Origin of the sequence: Microcystis sp. (assembly GCF_048564745.1) — a bacterium.
Lineage (GTDB): Bacteria > Cyanobacteriota > Cyanobacteriia > Cyanobacteriales > Microcystaceae > Microcystis > Microcystis ichthyoblabe_A.
Map to the genome: position 1 here is coordinate 1 of NZ_JBLZRT010000025.1, position 20,127 is coordinate 20,127.

Genomic DNA, 20,127 nt, shown 5'->3' on the forward strand with positions numbered 1-20,127 from the left:
ATATTTTCACATTGGTACAAGCTGGGAACTATCAGAATCAACTATATGTCGGATTGTAAATAAGACGGAAAAAATGCTTTTACAATCGGGAAACTTCCGTTTAAAAGGAAAAAAAGCTTTACTCAATCAAGCAGAGATACCGGTCATAACGGTAATGGATGTAACGGAAACTCCCAGGGAACGCCTCAAAAAGAAACAGAAAAATTTTTTTGTGGTAAAAGAAGTTATCATACTTTAAAATCCCAATTAGTAGCTGATAAAAATACCGAGGAAATTATCTGTGTCTGTTGTGGGAAAGGTAGAGGTCACGATTTTAGTTTATTTTAAAAAAGTCGAGTTCGGTTTCATCCTTTAACTCCCAGCAGAGAAGACAATAATTATCAGGGAATAGATACATACCATAGTAATGGTTATACACCGAAAAAGAAACCGAAAAATAGAAAATTAACAGAGTTATAAAAGGAGTATAACAATGCTTTAGCCAAAGAAAGGATTATCATTTAACCTATAAATAGGAAACTCAAAATCTTGAAAATATTATCGCGTAAATATCGGAATTGTCGTCGAATATATAGTTTAAAAGTTAACTTTTTGACGACTATTTATAACTATGAGTTAAGAATAGTTATAGCAACTTCTTAAAAGTTGCCAAACATTAATCCAGTCAAGGATAATTTATTCTCAATAATAAAAATTGAGATGGTTTCTGCAGCTTAAATAAAGAGGTTTTGATAACCAAATTAAAGCATATATAAAGAGTTTTGAGTTAAAAGTAAAACTTCAGGTTTTCATTCAGAAAAAATGCACTAATTGGCTAATTTTCCCAAAAAATTAGTTAGCCTACCATCATAACATATAATTAATTTGCAAGAGTTCTAATGCACAGCAAAGGAAAGGATTAAGCCTCCATCACTACTACCGAATCACCACCTGAAAATAATCCCTAGCCATCTCCACTAAACCCTCCCTCATAGCTGACTAGCACAGTAAACCGCCCCCATCAGTCCCACTTGAGCATTAAGAACGATATGGACGGGAATATTGCTTAATAGCTCCCTCATCCGACCTTTAGCCCGAAAAGCCTTCATAAAGCTACCCTCGGTCATTAGGGGAAGATTTTTGGCCGCAATCCCCCCCGCGATGTATAATCCTCCGTAGGGAAGCAACTTGAGGGCTAAATTGCCCGCTTCCGCACCGTAGGCCTCGACAAAAATTTTCATGGTTTGATAACAGAGATCATCCGAGTTATCTTGGGCAAAACTGGCAATTTTGGCCGCTAAATCGACGGTTTTTTGCGTTTTACCCATTTCTGCTAACCAAGTGCGGTAAATTTCCGCCATGGCCGGTGATGACTGACTATAGTTACTATCGTGGAGAAATCGATAGATAGAAGTGATTCCGGGGCCAGAAACCACTCGCTCCACCGAAATTCGCTCGATATTATAGAGTTCCAAGAGATAATTTAATAGTTGATATTCTAAACTCGATCGAGGGGCAAAATCAGCGTGGGAACCCTCACTACCAAACACCCGATATTTACCCTTCGAGACGGGAATCAAAAAACCCTCTCCTAACCCCGTCCCCGCACCGATAACCGCAATCGGGGCATCCGGTACTGTCGGGGCCGACTGTAGATTGTGCAGCTCCTCTGGGGCTAATCCTAACACCCCATAACCGATCGCCGCAAAATCATTAATTAATTTTACTTCCTCAATCTGCAAATCTCGGCTTAGGCGATCGCCAGTTAGAGACCAACTTAAATTAGTCAATTCGGAACTATTGTTAACCACCGGACCTGCAATACCGAAACAAGCTTTTGCCACCGCGGGAATAGTAGTTTGTCGGGCCAAAAACTGCCGGACGATCGGCACCAGATCGGGGTATTGTTCACTAGGATAAGTTTCTTGATCGAGAGTAGTTAGCAGGGGTTGGGGACTATCCGGTGAGTTTTGGCAATCCACTAAACGCAGGATTGTTTTAGTTCCCCCGATATCTCCCCCTAAAAGAATCGTCATGCTGGTTTTTCCCTGAGTTTGTCCCCATAATTATAGTTTTTTACCCTTTCTATCAGGCAAATTTAAAGGCCACCAATTCTATACTATAGTGAAAGATGGTAATGCCTAAGCCCTAATTAAGGATTGATTAATCATCGCTCCCGGGTTGGAATGGGGATTGGCTAGAGGACAGAAAGAGGGAGAAATCAGCTTGGGTGTAGAACTTCGCAGTTACGTTTATCTTGACAATTTACAGCTTCAACACGCCGCTTACATCGGTACAGTCGCCCAAGGATTTTTACCCTTACCCGGGGATGCTTCCCTCTGGATTGAAATTTCCCCCGGCATCGAGATTAATCGCATCACCGATATTGCCCTCAAATCCGCCGTGGTTCGTCCGGGGGTTCTATTCGTAGAAAGACTCTATGGACTCTTAGAACTCCATTCTAGCAGTCAGGGAGAGGTCAGGGCGGCCGGTCAGGCAATTTTGCAGTATTTAGGCGTTAGTCAGCGCGATTGTCTGAAACCGCAAATTGTCTCCAGCCAAATTATTCGCAACATTGACGCTTACCAAGCCCAATTAATTAACCGTAGTTCTCGGGGTATGATGTTAATGGCAGGACAGACTTTATATGTTTTAGAAGTGCAACCAGCCGCCTACGCTTCCCTAGCCGCTAATCAGGCGGAAAAAGCCGCTTTAATTAATATCCTACACGTTACTTCCGTGGGCAGTTTTGGACGCTTATATTTAGGGGGAGAAGAACGAGATATTATCGCTGGTTCCAGGGCGGCAGTTTCAGCTTTAGAAAATATTCAAGGTCGAGCTTTTCCGGGTAGCGACAAAAAAGAATAGGCTAACAAAGGCAAAAGGCAGGAGGTAAGGGTGCATCTCATTTTTGTCAATCTACCAATTGGGATTTTTACTTGGAAACTCTCGGCTAAAATTGGGCATTACTTCCGATTTTATTACTCAATCCAAGCTTTTGGGGGGTTCTACCCCCCAAACCCCCCGTTGGGGGCGTGGCGCTGTCACTGAGCGTGTCGAAGTGCCGCCCCCAAACCCCCCGCGCATTAGCTTTTCGGTGGGATGCTTACACGCAGCTGCTGATACATTTGTCATCATCTAAGAGTCACTGACAATTGCTGATTGTCGGTATTCCTGCAAATGTGAGATGCACCCTATCTCAACAAGTAATTTAAATGCGCGGGCAGCTTACAACAGCATTTCACCCTATTGAGGAGATTCAAAAATTAGTTCGCCATTATTCATTTTTTCAACGACTAAATGGCGATAGAGTGTCACCTGTCGGAGGATTTGGTCGGGATTGTTTTTCTTATTAGAAAACATGATTGTTTTAATCGATTCAAATTCTATTCTTGTGATCACACCATCTTTGATCGCTCGTTCAATTGTAACTCGTAAATATTCTAATTCTTGGCTTTCCTCTGGAGTAATTTCTAGACTGTTAGGATGTTCTATTTTCATGATCGATTGTTTTTACCGGCTAACTGATAACTGGATAATCACGGTTATTTTTTCACACTTTTATGATCGCGCAGAGAGAGTTTCCGTCTGGTTAGAAACGACCAGATTGTTATTATTTTGGCCGTTATTTTGCGGCAATTGTCCCGAGGCTAAATTCTGTCCCTCTCCCGTAATCAAACGAGCGCCACGACCGCGGGTAAAATAATTCCAACCCCATTGCACCATCACCACTAATTTATTATCAAATTCGATCAGATAGTAAATATGGGCCCAAACCCAGACTAACCAAGCGATAAACCCGGAAAACTTGACAAATCCCAAATCAACCACGGCCGCATTTTGGCCGATAACTGCCAGACTACCTCGATCGATATAATGAAAAGGTTTAATACTTTGCCCTTTTAGGCGAGAAATTAATAAATTCGCCAGATATTCGCCCTCCTGCATGGCCACGGGGGCAATTCCGGGTAAAGGTTTATCTCCCTGATGGGCAAAATTAGCCAGATCCCCGATCACAAAAATATTGGCATAACCGGCGATACTTAAATCAGGTTCAACGATTACCCGGCCGACGCGATCGAGATTTACCCCGGTTCTTTCGGCCAAAATTCGCCCCATTCTCGATGCTTTTACCCCTGCTGCCCATAAAATTGTCTCGGCGGCGATTTCTGTCGTCTTTTCTCCCTGACGGACCGTGACACAACCTTCAACAATATTGGTAACGATGCTGTTAGTTTGCACTGTCACCCCTAATTTTATGAGAGAAGCGGCAGCTTTAGCGGATAAATCGGGCGCATAGGGAGGTAATACCCGATCCATCCCTTCTAAGAGCAAAATTTTCGCTTCTGTGGGGTTAATCTGGTGAAAATCAGACCTAAGCGCACCGTGGGCAATTTCTGCGATCGCTCCTGCTAATTCTACCCCCGTCGGTCCGCCACCGACAATAACAAAAGTTAATAAAGCTTGCCGCTTTTCGGCATCGATTTCTTTCTCGGCCTTCTCGAAAGCGAGATAGATGCGACGACGCATTTCTACTGCGTCTTCAATGGTTTTTAACCCAGGAGCGTAGGGCTGCCATTGATCATTGCCAAAATAGTGATGACTGACTCCCGTGGCAATAACTAATTGATCGTAGGCGATTGGCGGGTGATCTTCCAAGATCACTTCTCCCTTGACCGGATCTATATCTATGGCATGATCGAGGAGAATATCTGTATTGTCATGACCCCGTAGGATTAAGCGCAAAGGTGAGGAGATATCGGCCGGAGACAGCGCCCCAGTAGCGACTTGATAGAGGAGGGGCTGAAAAAGATGGAAATTTCGCTTATCGATGAGGGTAACATGAACGGGGGCGTTTTTTAGGGCTTTGGCCGTGTATAAACCCGCAAATCCGCCGCCTATGATAACAACTCTTGGCTGTTTTTCAGTCATTGCTTAACAATAATTCATAAATTTCTCCCTAGTGTAGTCCGGATTGTCACAATTTAGCGGTGACAAACGTTACCGAAAACAGTAGTCTTTAACCTAGAAAAAAATATAGATACTGGCTTTTTTGACCAACCAAGAGGGCAAAACTAAGGAAGTACAGGGAATCTCCCCAGAATTTGGCCTATATATGCTCGAAAAACTTGAAAAGACCGCTACGCCGTTTTACCTAAGTTTATGACCTGGGTTAACCAGGTGGGAACTTATATTCCGCGTTTCTGTTTCCGAGTACAAGCTCGGTTTACTACCACACGGATTGGTTACTTGCTCCCTTATCACAATCAAGCATAGATCAAAAAACTTGAAAGGCAGTCACCAACGTAGAAGCCCGATTTAGTTTTATCGTAGCATTTTTTTTTCTCAGAGGCAAGTGGGGAAGTGGGGAAGTGGGGTGTGGGGAGGTGGGGAGGTGGGGGGTGGGCTTCGGCCGTGAGCTCAGCCGAACGGGTGTGGGGTGTGGGGTGTGGGGAGGATAAAGCGGCCCATTGCCCATTGCCTATTGCCTATTGCCTCCTGAATCCTAACACCCAACACCTGATCTTGTTTGCGCTCTGAAAGTCTGGGACTACAATAGAGAAAAGGGACAATCTTTGCCAGAGTGATTACCGAGGACTAATAAAGAATGACGGCTATCCTAGGGAAACCTGCCACACTTAACACTCCGATTCTGCACCGTCTTGCTAATGGTTTAACGATTATTGCCGAAAGTCAACCGGTAGAAGCGGTTAACCTCAATGTTTGGCTGCAGGTCGGCTCGGCCTTAGAATCGGATCAGATCAATGGCATGGCTCATTTTCTTGAACACATGGTTTTTAAGGGAACCCCTAACTTAGACAGTGGTGAATTTGAACGGGCGATCGAATCGAGGGGAGCGGTGACTAATGCCGCTACTAGCCAAGAATACACCCATTATTACATTACCACTGCCCCGCGGGACTTCGCCCATCTGGCCCCGCTGCAGCTAGAAGTGGTTTTAGACGCTTTAATCCCCGATGAAGCTTTTGAGCGGGAAAGACAGGTTATTTTAGAAGAAATTCGTCGTTCTCAGGATAATCCCCGTCGTCGCACTTTTTATCGCACCATGGAGACTTGTTTTCAAGTTTTACCCTATCGTCGTCCGGTGTTGGGTCCGACGGCAGTGATTGAAAATCTTACTCCTCAACAAATGCGCGATTTTCATCAGACTTGGTATCGTCCCGAATGGATGACGGTGGCAGTGGTGGGTAATTTGCCTGTAGATGATTTAATGGCTATTGTGAGGGATTCTCTAGATACTTTAGGCAGTAAGGGCAATTCTGGGCTTATTTCCCATCCTATCGCCAATCTACAGCCTGAAGCTCCCTTTAACGAGATTATCCGTCAAGAATACGAGGATGAAAATTTGCAGCAGGCCCGCTTAATCCTATTTTGGAAAGTGCCGGGGTTAAGAGACTTAGAAAAAACCTATCCTCTCGATGTTTTAGCGGCTATTCTGGGTCAGGGCAAGGTATCGCGATTATTTCAGTCTCTGCGTCAAGAAAAGGCCTTAGTTTCCCAAATAACTGCCAGTAATATGTCCCAAGCAGTGCAAGGGGTGTTTTCCGTGTCGGCCCAATTAGCCTCGGAAAATATCGAGCAAGTGGAGAGAGAGGTGATAGCACAGATTGGACAAATTCAACAGGAAGCTGTGACAGTTTCTGAACTGGAACGAGTTAAAACCCAAGTGGCCAATCGGTTTATTTTTAGCAATGAAAGACCGAGCGATCGGGCTAACCTTTACGGTTATTATCATACTCAGATCGGTGATTTACAACCGGCTTTTTGTTATCCCCAACACATTGAAGCCCTCACTTTAGAGGATATTCAAAATGCCTGTCAAGAGTATTTAAATGCTCACGCTTACGGTGTGGTGGTGGTGAGACCAATTCAGTAATCAGTGAACAGTAATCAGTAATCAGTGAACAGGTATAAAGATGAAAATAAATAAATAAATAACTAAATAACTTAAAACTTACATCTGATAACTTACATCTGATAACTGATAACTGATAACTGATAACTGATAACTGATAACCTATGTGGACTCAAATTGCCCGACATATTGCCCAAACCACGGAAAAACCCTTTGAAATCGAGAAAAGTCGTCCCGTTAGTGGTGGCTGTATCAATCAGGGTTATGCCGTTAGTGGCAATGGTTTAATTTATTTCGTTAAGATTAACCAAGCGAACCAAGAGGCCATGTTTGCCGCCGAAGCTTTAGGATTAAAGCAAATTCACGCTACCAAGACTATCAGGGTCCCGGAGCCAATTTGTTGGGGAATTGCCGAGAAATCTAGTTATTTAGTTCTAGAGTGGTTAGAATTCGGCGGTGGCGATAGTCAAAGCTGGGAAAAAATGGGGCAAAATTTAGCTCGTTTACATCAAGTTTCCCTATCCGATCGCTTTGGTTGGCATTGTAATAATACCATTGGTTCTACTCCCCAGATTAATACCATTAGTAACAATTGGGCGGATTTTTTCGCTCATCAGCGCATTGGCTATCAATTAAGACTTGCGAAGGAGCGCGGCGGCAATTTTCCCGACGAGGATCAAGTTATTCCCGCTATTAGCGAGATTTTGAGTCAGCATCAACCCCATCCCTCCCTCGTCCACGGTGATTTGTGGTCGGGAAATGCGGCAATTACCGTCGATGGGGAACCGGTAATTTTAGACCCTGCCACCTATTGGGGAGACCGGGAGGTAGATTTAGCCATGACGGAACTTTTTGGCGGTTTTCCGGCGGCTTTTTATCGGGGTTATAACGATGTTTTACCCCTCGATGCTGGTTATCAAAAGCGCAAAACTCTTTACAATCTCTACCACATTCTCAATCACTTTAATTTATTTGGGGGTGGTTACGCTTCCCAGGCCAATCGGATGTTACAGGAAATTCTTTAAGGGTTTTACTTGTGAATCTTTGAGGACAAAATTGCCGAATATTTTGCCAATGGTACTCGTTTGCTCTGGGTTATCAATCCAGGTCAACACTATGTTTTAGTTTATCGTTCCGGGTACGAACCGCAGGGATTATTAACATCAGGAGATTTTTTGGAGGGGGAAGAGGTGGTTCCGGGGTTCACTTTTCCCGTGGCTGATTTGTTTCAAAAACTATCTTTTTGACTCTTTCTTCTCAACAAATCGGCTAATAAATCGGCACTGTCACTAATAGCTAGATGAGAAGCTTCTTGAGCCATGGCGGCCAATTTTTCGGGATTAGACCATAAATCGAGGACTAATTCGCTTAAAAACTGAGCAGTTAACTCATTTTGACGATAAAGATAAGCGGCTTGAGCTTCAGCGAAAACTTTGGCATTATAAAACTGATGGTCTTCGGCAGCAAAAGGATAGGGAATTAAAATCGAAGGCGTACAAGTGATCGCTAATTCCGTTAAAGTGCCGGCACCGGAGCGACTGATAGCCAGATTAGCTCTTTGCCATAATCCCGCCATATTGTCGTAAAAAGGCTGGGAAAAATAGTTAGAATGGCGCAAACTATCCGCTTCGGGGTCGTTTTCTCCCGTGAGATGCACGATATAAATGCCTTTTTCTAACCATTGGGGAGCGCTTTGTCGGACAAGTTGATTAAGAGCCACGGCCCCTTGAGAACCACCGGCAACGACAATCAAAAAAGCAGTCTCTGGAATCGGTAAATCTAGGGACTGGGGAATGAGAAACTGCTCGCGTACTGGTGTACTAACCCAAGTGGTGCGAGTGCCGGGTAAATAGCTGGCGGTTCCCTGAAAACCGAGGGCGACCGTATCGCACCAGCGACCGAGAACTTTCGTGACTTTGCCCGGTATGTAGTTAGATTCGTGTAGGATGACGGGAATATTGGCTAAACGAGCCGCTAAAATGGTGGGTCCTGCGATATAACCCCCGGTGGTAAAAACTGCCGCTATCTGACGTTTTTTGATTAAACTACGCACTTGCCAAATGGCCCACAGTTGACGCAGCAGAATCTTGAAAGTTTTTAACCCCAAACGGGTTTGAAATCCCTCAATGGGAATAGTGTGCAGGGGATAGGTTTTTGGAACTAAGGACTGTTCCAGACGGTCTGGAACTCCTAACCATTCAATCTCATAATCCGGCAAGCGCTCGGCCACGGCCAAGGCGGGAAATAAATGACCACCAGTACCACTAGCGGCAATCAATAGACGGGTTGGAGTGCGTGCCATAATTCGAGAGAGGGGAAATTCAGCCCTAGAATGAAATAATCTACCATAGTTATTGATCGATCCTTACACAAACTATCACTAATGCGTAACTTGAACACGATTCCCGATAAATTTTTTCGTCAATCCCTCAATTTTTCCCTGTCGTTGCTGTTAGGTTTGGGGTTAACTTTTACCCTTGCCACCAGTTTGCGGGCCGAAAAGCCAGAAACTGCCCCGGCTAATTTAAAAACCCTTATCTCTAAAATCGAAACGGCGGCTAACGAGCGAGATCTCAAGCAATTAATGGAGTTTTATAGTCCGAAATTTACTAACTCCGATGGCTTGACCTACGAAAAAACTAAAAAGGCTTTAACTCATTTTTGGGAACGTTATAACAATCTACAATACACCACAACCCTCGAATCTTGGAGTCGTTCCGGGGACAAGTTAACGGCCAATACAATTACTAAAATTACCGGGACGGGAAAGGTGCAGGGACGAGTGGTGGGAATGAATGCTACGATTCGTTCTCGTCAACAATTTCAGGGTAATAAACTGGTTTATCAGGAGATTTTAAGCGAGAGAGTCGAGTTAAGCACTGGCAAAAATCCCCCCAGTGTTCAAGTGAGAATTCCGGAAAGGGTGAAAGTCGGTCAAGAATTTGATTTTGATGTGATTGTTCGCGAACCTTTGGGGGATGATTTATTGGCCGGAGCGGCGGTCGATGAGAAAGTAGATATTGAGCGTTATATTAATACAAAGCCTCTAGAATTGGAATTATTACAGTCCGGCGGTTTATTTAAGCGGGTAAAAGCGCCGGCAACACCGGAAAATCGTTGGTTATCGGCGATTTTAATCCAAGGAGATGGGATTGTTGTCGTTACTCAACGGGTTAAGGTAGAAAAGTAATTTTTATCTAAGTAGGGTTTGCTGAAAAAGCTTGTTGGTGGGGTGTGGGGTTTAGGGTGTAGGGTGTGGGGTGTAGGGTTTTATTCCCCCCGTTCACTCCAATGGCTGGCACTTTCATGCAATTTAATCCTTATTTTTGCCGTTTTTGAACCCTCAAAAATTAATTATGCAAGAGGTTGAATAAATACTCTGATTAAGCATAGAGGTGGGAAACATCGCTCGTCCATACCTTAAATTTTGTTAAATTTACTTGACCAAAAGAAGTTGTTAGGGCAGCATCGACGGCATCTAAGCCGCGAGTCATTAAAATTCGCCCGATTCTGGGGGTGTTATGACGAGCATCGAAAGTGTACCATTGATGGTCTAAATAGACTTCAAACCAAGCACTAAAATCCATCGGTAGGGGTTGGGGAGAAATGCCGATATCTCCGAGATAGCCGGAGGCATAACGGGCGGGAATATTGAGGCAACGGCAAAAAGTCAAAGCTAGATGGTTAAAATCGCGACAAACCCCCGTTCTTTCCCGATAGACATCATAGGCGGTTTTCGTCACCCGCGCGTATTCATAACCAAAACGAATGTGACTATGAACCCAATCACAAACCGCTTGTACCCTTGCCCAACCGGGGGGAGTTTGTCCGAAAAGTTCCCAGGCAATTTCCGCAAGCAAATCTACTTCACAATAACGGCTACTCATTAGGTAGGGAAAAACTTGGGTTGGTAACTCTGCTAAAGGAATTTCTTGGGCATTCCAATTAACGATATCGGGTTTCCATTCATTCTCGATAACTGCTTCATTGTGAATGCGGATCTGTCCGTCGGGTAAAATTAGACGACTGGTTCGATTACCGAAGCTATCTAAAAATTCTTCTATTTTTGTTGCCGGTTCCACCTGCAAATTTTCCGATTGTCTAACTTGATTTAAAATTGATGGGTGTAGATAAAGTTTTAACAACATGACCACGGGTAAGGGGGCATCAAAGCCAAATTCATAACCAACACGGATTAACATTAGGACTCCTATCTAAATGAAATTTTGTCAGGATTGGTAGAGATGAAACGCCAATAATCGCCAGACTGAAAAAAGTTAGGCCCGACTACTTACTTAAAAGTTTGAGGAGAAAGTAATAGCCAAGCTGAAAACCGATAAGCTTTGTACAGAGTTACTTTTATTATAAACCCCCTCAACTAAAAGCTTTGTAACTTTGAAGACAAGCCATCGGGAGGATTAGCTCTATCGAAAAGAGTCCGGGGTGGATGGTTCCTCTAAGAGACGGATTTCAATGGGGATGTAGGCTAGTTTAGCAAAAATCTTTTGTTGATAACTGACAGGCCACCATTCGTAAAGAAAAATTTCTAAAGGTCGCCAGAGGGCCACCCAACCACTAATTAATAATCCTTCTTCTAAGAAGTGAATAAATGTATCGGTGCCAAAACGACTAATTAATTCGCTGAGACTCAAACAAACAAAAAGAAAGGAGAGACCAATTAGCAAAGATATGCGTCCCTGTCGCCAAATTGTGCGTAATTTTCTTTGTTCTCCCTGTTGGCGATAGTCAAAATAATTATGTAAAGCTGATGGTAACAGATGTCGGGCGGTATTCTGTTCGTTACTGGGAAGATAAAAGACTAATTTAAGGGGGGTATTGAGGGGGAATTCATCAACAGAGTTAATAATATAATTTTCGGCGTTATCGTCTAAATCTCTATCTAAGAATGGCGAAGGATCGAGAGAATTAAAGACTTGCTGTAACTGATTAAGTTTAATTTCAATTAAGTAAGTTCCTTCCTCCTCTCGATAATAGGATTGTAATTTATTTAGCAGTCTAGACATTAGTTATTAAGGTTAAGCAAATGGGGTAAACTGACACAACTAAAATCTACTCCAGAAGTTACCTCATCTTGCTCATACAGGCTGAGAATTGAGCTATCTCTGAGAATATTTTAGCTGTATCAGTCCCAGATCATTAATTTAATTTATCGACCAAAACCAGCGTACCAAAAATAGGTGACCATGGGGATTACTGTAGCTAAAACCAGTAAAACTATCACCCAAATCGTGGCATTTTTATCGTCAGTTTCTTCTGCGGTAGTAAAGGTACTTTCGATATTAATTGTCGCTACTTCCGGCGGTCCGGGATCCGCTTCTCCAGAAAGTACCGCCGTTAGACGACGACTAGCATCGAGTAAAGCTTGATTATATTTTCCCCCATCTTTGAGGGGAACTGCCATAGTTTCCGAGAGGATACTATCGGCAATAGCAGCGGTTAATAGGGGTTTTGCTTCCTCCCCAACCCGCATAGCAGTTTTATTGGTTAAAGTATCAAGAACGACGATAGTTTGATTGCCACGATCTTCGGGATTAGGATACCATTCTCTCAGGATATCATCGGCTAAATTGTCAATTTTTTGACCGTAATCCAAGCGCCGGACTACCACCATTCTCACTTCTTGGCCGGTTTTTTCGGCGAGATTTTTCAGATCTTTATTTAATTTTCCCTCGTTAGCGGCACTAATGGCCGAAACAGGATCGACCACATAAGCGGGCGCTCCGGGGCTTAAAATGGGGAGGTCATAGACTCCCATAGCAGCAGCTGGTGACAGGGAAACACCCAAGGCTATACAGCAGGAGAGAAGGAGAGAAGCTAATAATTTGAGCATATCGATTTGGTAAAATTCCTATAGAACATAATAGGGGAAAAGTTTACTGTTTTTTGATTAGGGAGACGGGAGACGGGAGACGGGGTGATGGGGAAGTGGGGTGATGGGGAAATTCAACTAATACCCTAAAACCCTACAAACCTACAACCCCAACACCCAAACCCTTTTAACTGATAACTGATAACTGATAACTGATTATGAGTGATTTTGAGGAACTAGAGTCTAAAAAACGGGAAAAAGCCCTAGAAATGCAGGCCTATCGCGATAATTTGCTCTCGAGGGTGACAAGATTACTAATTTCTCAAGATATCCACTTGGCGATCGATCATACCCTAGAACTGCTCTGTCAATTTACCCAGAGTGCGCGCTGTTACATTATTCAATATTCCACCTGTCGTCAGCAGTGGAGTATGGTTTATGAATACTGTCACCCCGACTATCCCCAAGTTATCCCGATTAGGGAACAATCACAAAATCTCTCGACGGAAACCTTTCCCTGGTTTTCTGAACAATTATTAAACGGTATTCCAGTTAAACTGAACTCTTTAGACGATTTACCCGCTACTGCTATCCCTGAAAGAACTATTCTCGCTCATAGTCCTACTCCCTGTCTCTTAATCGTTCCCATGTGGGATAGTTATGGGGTAACGGTGGGTTATCTGGGATTGGATGCAAGTGCAGAAAAGCAATGGACAGGGGAAGATGTCACCTTTGTGCGGTTGCTGGGAGAATTAATTGCGATCGCACAAATTAGATATGAAGCGGAAAAAGAGTTAAAAGAGGCTAAAGAAGCGGCAGTTAAAGCAAATAAAGCTAAAAGTGAGTTTCTAGCTAACATGAGCCACGAATTACGCACTCCTCTTAATGCTATCTTGGGTTTTACTCGCTTAATATCCCGGGATAGCAGCATCAGCAGTGAATATCGCCAATATTTGGAAATTGTCAATCGTAGCGGGGAACATTTACTAGAGTTAATCAACGATATTCTAGAAATGTCGAAGATAGAAGCGGGAAGAACGGTTTTTAATCCCAGTAATTTCGATTTATACGCTCTTTTAGATAATATTGCCGAAATGCTACGTCCACAAGCGCAGGCAAAAGCTTTGAGCTTAATTTTTGAGCGCAGCTCCGCTCTTCCTCAATATATATGTACTGATGAAAGTAAATTGCGACAGGTGTTAATCAATCTCTTGGGTAACGGATTGAAGTTTACCGAGTCGGGAGGGGTAACTCTCCGGGGAAAAGTAGGGGAGAAAAGAGGAGATTATCAGCGATTGCTCTGGGAAATTGAAGATACAGGCGCAGGAATCGCCCCAGAGGAGATTTATAAGCTATTTCAACCCTTTAACCAAACGGAAACGGGACGAAAATCCCAACAGGGGACGGGATTGGGTTTACCCATCAGTAAAAAATTTGTTGAGTTGATGGGGGGTGCGATCGGAGTTAGTAGTATTCTGGGTCAAGGAAGTATTTTTAGTTTTGATATTCAGGTGGGTTTAGTGGGGGAAAATGAGATTAAAACCGAACCCAATAGGGCAAAAGTCATCGCTTTAGCGGAAAATCAGCCTAAATATCGCATATTAGTCGTCGATGATCGACCGGAAAGCCGTTTACTGTTGCTGAAACTCCTGACTAGCCTAGGATTGTCCGTGCAAGAGGCCGCTAATGGTCAAGAAGCGATCGCAATTTGGCAAGCATGGCAACCTCATCTTATCTGGATGGACATGAGAATGCCAGTGAAGGACGGTTACGAAGCAACTAGAGAAATTCGGCAGTTAGAGGCTGATAATCGCGGAAAAACGGTGATAATTGCCCTAACTGCCAGCGCTTTTGAAGAGGATCGCGCTCTGGTTATTGCCGCCGGTTGTGATGATTTCGTGCGTAAACCTTTCCGAGAGGAAGTTATCTGGCAAAAAATGGGCGAATATTTAGGATTAAAATATATTTATGCCGATAATGAGCCAAATCAGCCCAATTATTCGCCAGTTTTCCTCGATTCCCTGCAATCCCTATTAAAATTAATCAGTCCCGACTGGATTAGACAATTGCAACAAGCGGCGCGAGAATGTGATGATGAAAAAATTATCGCCCTAACCGCAGAAATTCCCCCCGATTATGCTACCCTTGCCCAAGGTTTACAACAGTTAGCCAGAGAATTTTCCTTTGATGCGATCGAAACCATAATTAAAGATTTAAACATATCTTAAGAGAGTATTTTATCCATACCTCAAAAACGTGATATTCTAAAGGCATAAATCCCTAAATATGGCAATTTTAAAGGATGAAACTGTTAAAAATGCTCATCGGTACTTTCTTAATACTACCGATTTTTTCCGTTCATGCTCAAGTCCCCTCGCTTCTCCCAATTAAGCAAAATTCCCCCAATCTTGGTGATCTACCCAATGATCCCACCCAGCAGAAAAATTGGGTTTGTAACCAAGGAGATCAACGCATTGCCGTGGCTGCCAAAGAAGAGAAAAGTTGGAAAGAATTAATTGAAAAACAAGGTTGGCAATGTCGTGAGGGAAATACCGACATACCCGATAAAACTCTCGGCTTTTCCTGTGAACCAGAACAAACCCTCGGCCTCTTGACAGTTTACTGGTTAAATGGTAGTAATGGTCAACAACAATTAAGCCAATGGCGAGATAAATTAGCAGCACAACAGGGGATGGTTTGTACCATTAATAACGTGCAGTTATTCGATACTCAAGAAAATATACCCAATCCATTACAACCATGATTAAATTAGCAGTTTTGCCTCAATCTATCCTCCTGGGTATCAGTTTATTATTAAACAATTCTCTGCCCTTACTTGCCCAATCTGCACCCCTGAGCATCGATAATTTAAGAAACACCGTCTATAACATTCCCAATCGGGGTTCCGTAGTTGTCAGCGATGGTATTTTTCAATCCAATGAGGGACAGATTTTAGGAGTGCAAGTCAGTCGAGAAGCTTTGATGGGGGACTATAATAATGATCAAAGGACTGATGGTATTGTCGTATTAAGAGTGATTACTAGAAATCAACAGCAATTACATTATTTAGCCCTAGTGATTGATAATAACGGTACTGCCACTAACACCGATACTGTCCTGTTAGCCGATCGAGTAGTTGTCGATAATCTTAGTGCTAAAGATGGTACGATCACCGTCAATATGAGAAGATTTCTCCCCCGAGATCCTTCCTGTTGTCCGTCGGGAGTCATTACCCAACAATTTGCGATTAATTCTAGTATTAATCAATTGACTTTACTGAGTACCAACGAAAGTCAACCCACCACCCCAAATGTGCAGGTAATACCTACTTCTCCCCTGAGAATTAATAATAATAATCTCCCCTTTCAACCTCCTGCTGGGGCCATCCAAATCCGCTTTTAACCCTGTTTTTGGTGCGTTAGCACAGCGTAACGCACCTTACCTTTTTACTTAACAAAAAATGCCCTACAAATATCCCATCCAACGCTGGTATATTGCCGCAACTAATTCCGAAAAAATCGAGGGGTTAGTGCGGGAAACGGGATTATCATCCTTATTAGCAACTATCTTAATTAATCGCGGTATTGATACCCCCGAATTAGCTAAAACTTATATAGATCCTGAAGTGGATACCTTACCCTCTCCCCTGGGAGAATTTCCCGACTTAGAAAAAAGTGTCAATTTATTAGTAAAAGCGATCGCTAGGGGCGATAAAATTGCCATCTGTGGGGACTACGATGCCGATGGCATGACCAGTACATCTTTACTGTTAAGAGCCTTGAGACATCTCGGTGCTAGGGTAAATCATGCCATACCCAGTCGCATGAAAGAGGGATACGGAATTAATCAGCGCATTGTCGAAGAATTTGCCGAGTCGGGAGTCGGATTGATTCTCACCGTTGATAATGGTATTTCCGCTCACGAACCGATCGCCCTAGCGATAGAATTAGGATTAAAAGTTATTATCACCGATCATCACGATCTGCCGCCAATTTTACCAAATGCCTCCGCTATTCTCAACCCAAAATTATTAACCCCGAACTCTCCCTATCAGGGATTAGCGGGGGTGGGAGTCGCCTATATTTTAGCGGTGACAACTGCCCAAAAAATGGGTAAATTACAGGGATTAACCGAGTCATTATTAGCATTATTTACCCTAGGCACTATAGCAGATTTAGCTCCATTAATTGGGGTAAATCGTCGCTGGTTAAAACGGGGTTTAAGAAAATTACCCAAATCCCAATTAGTCGGGATTCAATCCCTGATGCAAATAGCGGGAATTAGCGAGGAACAAAAGCAATTACAACCGGATGATATTGGCTTTAAATTGGGACCGAGAATTAATGCCATTGGCAGAATTGGCGATCCCCAGATAGTTATTGAATTATTAACCACCGATGACGCAGGAATTGCCTTAGAAAGAGCGATGCAGTGCGAACAAATTAATCGTACCCGTCAAGAATTATGCGAAAAAATTGAAGAAGAAGCGATTAAATTAGTAGAGGAAACGCCGATTCTTTGGCAAAAAGATCGGGTTTTAGTCTTAGTCGAAAAAGATTGGCATCATGGGGTAATTGGTATTGTGGCCTCCCGTTTAGTGGAACGCTACGGAGTGCCAGTTTTTATCGGTACTTACGAGGAAGAAGAGCTAGGGAAAATTCGCGGATCTGCCAGAGGAATTGAAGAATTTCACGTTTTTGAAGCCCTGCAATTTTGCCAAGATTTACTAGGAAAATTTGGCGGTCATAAAATGGCGGGGGGTTTTAGTTTACCCACAGCTAATTTACTAGCATTTAAACAAAGATTAAGTCAATTTTCTCACAAAATTTTACAAATAGAACAATTAAAACCTTTAATCAAAGTTGACACTATCCTAGACTTTAAACAAATAAACCTGCAACTTTTTCAACAAATTGATAGTTTGCAACCCTGGGGAATTGGGAATGAATTACCCGTTTTTTGGACTCCTAACGTGCGAGTAGTGGAACAGAAAACTATCGGAAAAAATCATTTAAAATTATTGCTGGCTCAAAGGGATGATACCAGAATTAAAGCCCTAGCATGGCGTTGGGGCGAATATTGTCCTTTACCAACGCGTTTAGATATTGCCTATAAACTCAAAGAAAATACTTGGAATGGTAATACAACCATAGAAATTGAATTAGTGGGAGTGCGATTACCCCAAGAAAATGATAATGTTAAAAAAGCAATTTTTATGCACGCCGATAAAATCTATCAATGTAGTTTTTGGGGTGATGTAAACGAGATTCGCATCAAAAATGAACAGGGCGATATTTTAGTCGTGCAGAAAGGCCAGCGCATTGGTTTATTAGGCAAAAATCGGCAACAAGCGAGAGAAGTCAACGTGACTGAACCCCGTTTTTATACTTTAATTAAAGTTGCCATCAAAGCTTTGGCTATCTAGGGCTGGCTGAATAAATCTAATACCAAATCCGTTTTTAATAGTGTGATTAACTCTCAAGTTATGAATTGTTTCTCCCCACACCCCACACCCCACACCTTTTGACGATGAACCAAACCATAGTGATCAAAATCGGTACTTCTAGTTTGACCGATAATGAAACCGGCCAATTATCCCTATCCACGATCGCCGCTTTAGTGGAAGTCCTCACCCGGTTGCGTGCCGCCGGTCATCGGGTGGTATTAGTATCTTCCGGGGCCGTGGGGGTGGGCTGCCGTCGTCTGGGAATACAGGAAAGACCGAAAAAAATCGCCCTCAAACAAGCGATCGCCGCCGTCGGTCAAGGTCGTCTGATGCGGATCTATGATGACCTCTTTACCAGTCTTGGTCAACCGATCGCCCAAATTTTGCTGACCCGTCCCGAATTGATGGAACGCACCTGTTATGTCAACGCCTATAATACCTTTCAGGCTTTGTTTGAATTAGGGGTAATTGCCATTGTCAACGAAAATGATACGGTGGCGATCGATGAGTTAAAATTCGGCGATAATGACACTTTATCAGCCCTTGTCGCCAGTTTAATCGAGGCTGACTGGTTATTTATCCTCACCGATGTGGATCGCCTCTACAGTGCCGATCCGCGGCTATTTCCCGAAGCGGCGGCCATTGCCCGAGTTAGTCCCGCGGAATTAGCGCAACTATCGATCGATGCCGGTAGTAGTGGCAGTCAGTGGGGGACCGGGGGTATGGCGACTAAATTGGCAGCGGCCCGGATTGCCACCAGTGCCGGGGTAGAAATGGCGATTACTAGGGGACGGCAGCCCGGCAATATCTTAAAAATTATGGCAGGAGAGGCGATCGGAACCCGTTTTGAGGCACAAAAACGCAGTGATAACGCCCGCAAACGCTGGATCGCCTACGGACTAATGCCCATGGGTAAAATCTATCTCGATACTGGGGCGGTTCAAGCCATTTGTCAGGGGGGAAAATCTCTCCTCGCGGCCGGGATCACCAAAGTGGAGGGGGAATTTAGCGCCTCGGAATCGGTGCAATTGTGCGATCAAGAAGGCCGGGAAGTGGCCCGGGGAATTGTTAATTATAGTAGTGAGGAGATCGATCGAGTTAAAGGTCAACATTCCGAGCGTATTGCCAGTTTATTAGGTTATATGGCCGCAGAAACCATCATTCATCGGGATAATCTCGTCATTTTGATTGCCTCGTCCACCACCTCGACTAATCAGGGATAATTCCGCCACCCAGAGGCGGTCCAGCCAATGCCTTAAATGTAAAGAAATGTCTCAAAAAAACAACAAATTGTTAGACAAGCAAGAGAGTTAGACTAGGGATGTCCCCCGAAGTTCAACCCTGTGAGATTATAAATAAAGCGAAACTCAAAAATGTCTTTATTGCTGTTGGGAGAAACTTAATAATGCGAGACGCGGTAACTAGCCTGATTAGAAAATACGATGTCACCGGACGTTATCTCGATCGAGATGCGATCGATAATCTTAAACAATATTTTGCCTCGGGAACTGCCCGTCTAGCTGCCGCCGCCCTCATTAACGCTAATTCGGCGGCGCTCGTGCGTGGGGCGGCGATTCGTCTATTTGAAGAAGTTCCCGAATTGATCCGCGCCGGGGGTAATGCCTACACCACCCGTCGTTATTCTGCCTGTCTGCGGGATATGGATTACTATCTCCGCTATGCCAGTTATGCCCTAGTGGCTGCTGATACTAATGTTCTAGATGAGCGGGTACTGCAAGGACTGCGGGAAACCTATAATTCCCTCGGTGTTCCCATCGGTCCGACGGTGCGCGGTATCCAAATCATGAGCGAAATGATTCAAGCCATGGCTGGTGATGCGGGTATTGCCGACACCTCTTTGATCGCTGAACCCTTTGATCATCTCACTCGTGAATTAAGCGAAGTGTCTATCTAAATTCAGTTATCAGTTATCGCTTATCAGTTTTGTTCGTTCAATCAATGAGTTGATTTTTTGCTTGCTAGAATTGAGTAAAG

At 43.6% G+C, this 20,127-nt stretch carries 18 protein-coding genes, 1 other RNA gene and 2 pseudogenes; 13 read left to right on the top strand and 8 right to left on the bottom strand.

The window, feature by feature from the left end; all coding sequences use genetic code 11:
- A pseudogene (locus tag ACOCD9_RS03720) lies at nucleotides 1–642 on the top strand (transposase family protein); the annotation flags it as partial.
- A gap of 326 nt (nucleotides 643–968) precedes the next feature.
- Here the strand turns inward: ACOCD9_RS03720 and ACOCD9_RS03725 are convergent.
- Complete coding sequence (locus tag ACOCD9_RS03725) at nucleotides 969–2,015, bottom strand: glucokinase (RefSeq protein ID WP_287699946.1); 1,047 nt, start codon at nucleotides 2,013–2,015, stop codon at nucleotides 969–971.
- A gap of 190 nt (nucleotides 2,016–2,205) precedes the next feature.
- On the opposite strand from ACOCD9_RS03725, the gene ACOCD9_RS03730 reads away from it, so the two are divergent.
- Nucleotides 2,206–2,847: a hypothetical protein gene (locus ACOCD9_RS03730; RefSeq protein ID WP_002766539.1), complete on the top strand. Its 642-nt coding sequence runs from the start codon at nucleotides 2,206–2,208 to the stop codon at nucleotides 2,845–2,847.
- Between the two features lie 58 nt (nucleotides 2,848–2,905).
- Nucleotides 2,906–3,121 carry a hypothetical protein gene (locus tag ACOCD9_RS03735; RefSeq protein ID WP_353737338.1) on the top strand — a complete coding sequence of 72 codons (216 nt, stop codon included), beginning with the start codon at nucleotides 2,906–2,908 and terminating at the stop codon, nucleotides 3,119–3,121.
- A 104-nt stretch (nucleotides 3,122–3,225) separates the two neighbouring features.
- Here the strand turns inward: ACOCD9_RS03735 and ACOCD9_RS03740 are convergent, their stop codons facing one another.
- The 3 genes from ACOCD9_RS03740 to ssrS form a co-directional block, all read right to left on the bottom strand.
- The gene (locus ACOCD9_RS03740) at nucleotides 3,226–3,480 is read right to left on the bottom strand and encodes a hypothetical protein (protein WP_002731866.1); all 255 of its coding nucleotides are present in this window, start codon (nucleotides 3,478–3,480) and stop codon (nucleotides 3,226–3,228) included.
- 60 nt (nucleotides 3,481–3,540) lie between these two features.
- The gene (locus ACOCD9_RS03745) at nucleotides 3,541–4,911 is read right to left on the bottom strand and encodes an NAD(P)/FAD-dependent oxidoreductase (protein WP_419546421.1); all 1,371 of its coding nucleotides are present in this window, start codon (nucleotides 4,909–4,911) and stop codon (nucleotides 3,541–3,543) included.
- A gap of 199 nt (nucleotides 4,912–5,110) precedes the next feature.
- Nucleotides 5,111–5,298, bottom strand: a non-coding RNA gene (gene ssrS, locus ACOCD9_RS03750) — 6S RNA.
- Nucleotides 5,299–5,587: 289 nt separating this feature from the next.
- On the opposite strand from ssrS, the gene ACOCD9_RS03755 reads away from it, so the two are divergent.
- From ACOCD9_RS03755 to ACOCD9_RS03765, 3 genes and pseudogenes are all read left to right on the top strand, one after another.
- Complete coding sequence (locus ACOCD9_RS03755; protein ID WP_419546423.1) at nucleotides 5,588–6,877, top strand: M16 family metallopeptidase; 1,290 nt, start codon at nucleotides 5,588–5,590, stop codon at nucleotides 6,875–6,877.
- 143 nt (nucleotides 6,878–7,020) lie between these two features.
- Nucleotides 7,021–7,881: a fructosamine kinase family protein gene (locus ACOCD9_RS03760; protein WP_419546424.1), complete on the top strand. Its 861-nt coding sequence runs from the start codon at nucleotides 7,021–7,023 to the stop codon at nucleotides 7,879–7,881.
- 21 nt (nucleotides 7,882–7,902) lie between these two features.
- Nucleotides 7,903–8,103 (top strand): annotated as a pseudogene (locus tag ACOCD9_RS03765) (Uma2 family endonuclease); the annotation flags it as partial.
- Here ACOCD9_RS03765 and murG read toward each other — a convergent pair.
- Nucleotides 8,085–9,158 (bottom strand): undecaprenyldiphospho-muramoylpentapeptide beta-N-acetylglucosaminyltransferase, encoded by a 1,074-nt coding sequence (murG, locus tag ACOCD9_RS03770; protein ID WP_287699950.1) that lies wholly within the window; start codon nucleotides 9,156–9,158, stop codon nucleotides 8,085–8,087. The pseudogene ACOCD9_RS03765 and the gene murG sit on opposite strands and share 19 nt — an antisense overlap.
- 81 nt (nucleotides 9,159–9,239) lie before the next feature.
- On the opposite strand from murG, the gene ACOCD9_RS03775 reads away from it, so the two are divergent.
- Nucleotides 9,240–10,046 carry a nuclear transport factor 2 family protein gene (locus ACOCD9_RS03775; protein WP_287699951.1) on the top strand — a complete coding sequence of 269 codons (807 nt, stop codon included), beginning with the start codon at nucleotides 9,240–9,242 and terminating at the stop codon, nucleotides 10,044–10,046.
- A 193-nt stretch (nucleotides 10,047–10,239) separates the two neighbouring features.
- Here the strand turns inward: ACOCD9_RS03775 and ACOCD9_RS03780 are convergent, their stop codons facing one another.
- The 3 genes from ACOCD9_RS03780 to psb32 all read right to left on the bottom strand — a co-directional run bounded on the left by ACOCD9_RS03780 (nucleotide 10,240) and on the right by psb32 (nucleotide 12,707).
- A complete protein-coding gene (locus tag ACOCD9_RS03780) occupies nucleotides 10,240–11,058 on the bottom strand; it encodes a transglutaminase-like domain-containing protein (RefSeq protein ID WP_419546427.1) in 819 nt (272 codons plus the stop codon).
- 222 nt (nucleotides 11,059–11,280) lie between these two features.
- Nucleotides 11,281–11,880 (bottom strand): hypothetical protein, encoded by a 600-nt coding sequence (locus ACOCD9_RS03785; protein ID WP_419546428.1) that lies wholly within the window; start codon nucleotides 11,878–11,880, stop codon nucleotides 11,281–11,283.
- A 143-nt stretch (nucleotides 11,881–12,023) separates the two neighbouring features.
- The gene (gene psb32, locus ACOCD9_RS03790) at nucleotides 12,024–12,707 is read right to left on the bottom strand and encodes a photosystem II repair protein Psb32 (RefSeq protein ID WP_419546430.1); all 684 of its coding nucleotides are present in this window, start codon (nucleotides 12,705–12,707) and stop codon (nucleotides 12,024–12,026) included.
- A 197-nt stretch (nucleotides 12,708–12,904) separates the two neighbouring features.
- Between psb32 and ACOCD9_RS03795 the strand changes: the two genes are divergently transcribed.
- The 6 genes from ACOCD9_RS03795 to apcB all read left to right on the top strand — a co-directional run bounded on the left by ACOCD9_RS03795 (nucleotide 12,905) and on the right by apcB (nucleotide 20,047).
- Nucleotides 12,905–14,914, top strand: a complete 2,010-nt coding sequence (locus tag ACOCD9_RS03795; protein ID WP_419546431.1) for a response regulator — start codon at nucleotides 12,905–12,907, stop codon at nucleotides 14,912–14,914.
- A 74-nt stretch (nucleotides 14,915–14,988) separates the two neighbouring features.
- Nucleotides 14,989–15,450 (top strand): hypothetical protein, encoded by a 462-nt coding sequence (locus tag ACOCD9_RS03800; protein ID WP_287699956.1) that lies wholly within the window; start codon nucleotides 14,989–14,991, stop codon nucleotides 15,448–15,450.
- Nucleotides 15,447–16,088, top strand: a complete 642-nt coding sequence (locus tag ACOCD9_RS03805) for an LppP/LprE family lipoprotein (RefSeq protein ID WP_419546432.1) — start codon at nucleotides 15,447–15,449, stop codon at nucleotides 16,086–16,088. Before ACOCD9_RS03800 ends, ACOCD9_RS03805 begins: the two co-directional genes overlap by 4 nt.
- Before the next feature lie 58 nt (nucleotides 16,089–16,146).
- The gene (gene recJ / locus ACOCD9_RS03810; RefSeq protein ID WP_287699958.1) at nucleotides 16,147–18,111 is read left to right on the top strand and encodes a single-stranded-DNA-specific exonuclease RecJ; all 1,965 of its coding nucleotides are present in this window, start codon (nucleotides 16,147–16,149) and stop codon (nucleotides 18,109–18,111) included.
- A gap of 104 nt (nucleotides 18,112–18,215) precedes the next feature.
- Complete coding sequence (gene proB / locus ACOCD9_RS03815; RefSeq protein WP_287699959.1) at nucleotides 18,216–19,355, top strand: glutamate 5-kinase; 1,140 nt, start codon at nucleotides 18,216–18,218, stop codon at nucleotides 19,353–19,355.
- A 98-nt stretch (nucleotides 19,356–19,453) separates the two neighbouring features.
- Nucleotides 19,454–20,047 (top strand): allophycocyanin subunit beta, encoded by a 594-nt coding sequence (gene apcB / locus ACOCD9_RS03820; protein ID WP_287699960.1) that lies wholly within the window; start codon nucleotides 19,454–19,456, stop codon nucleotides 20,045–20,047.
- Nucleotides 20,048–20,127 lie beyond the last annotated feature (80 nt).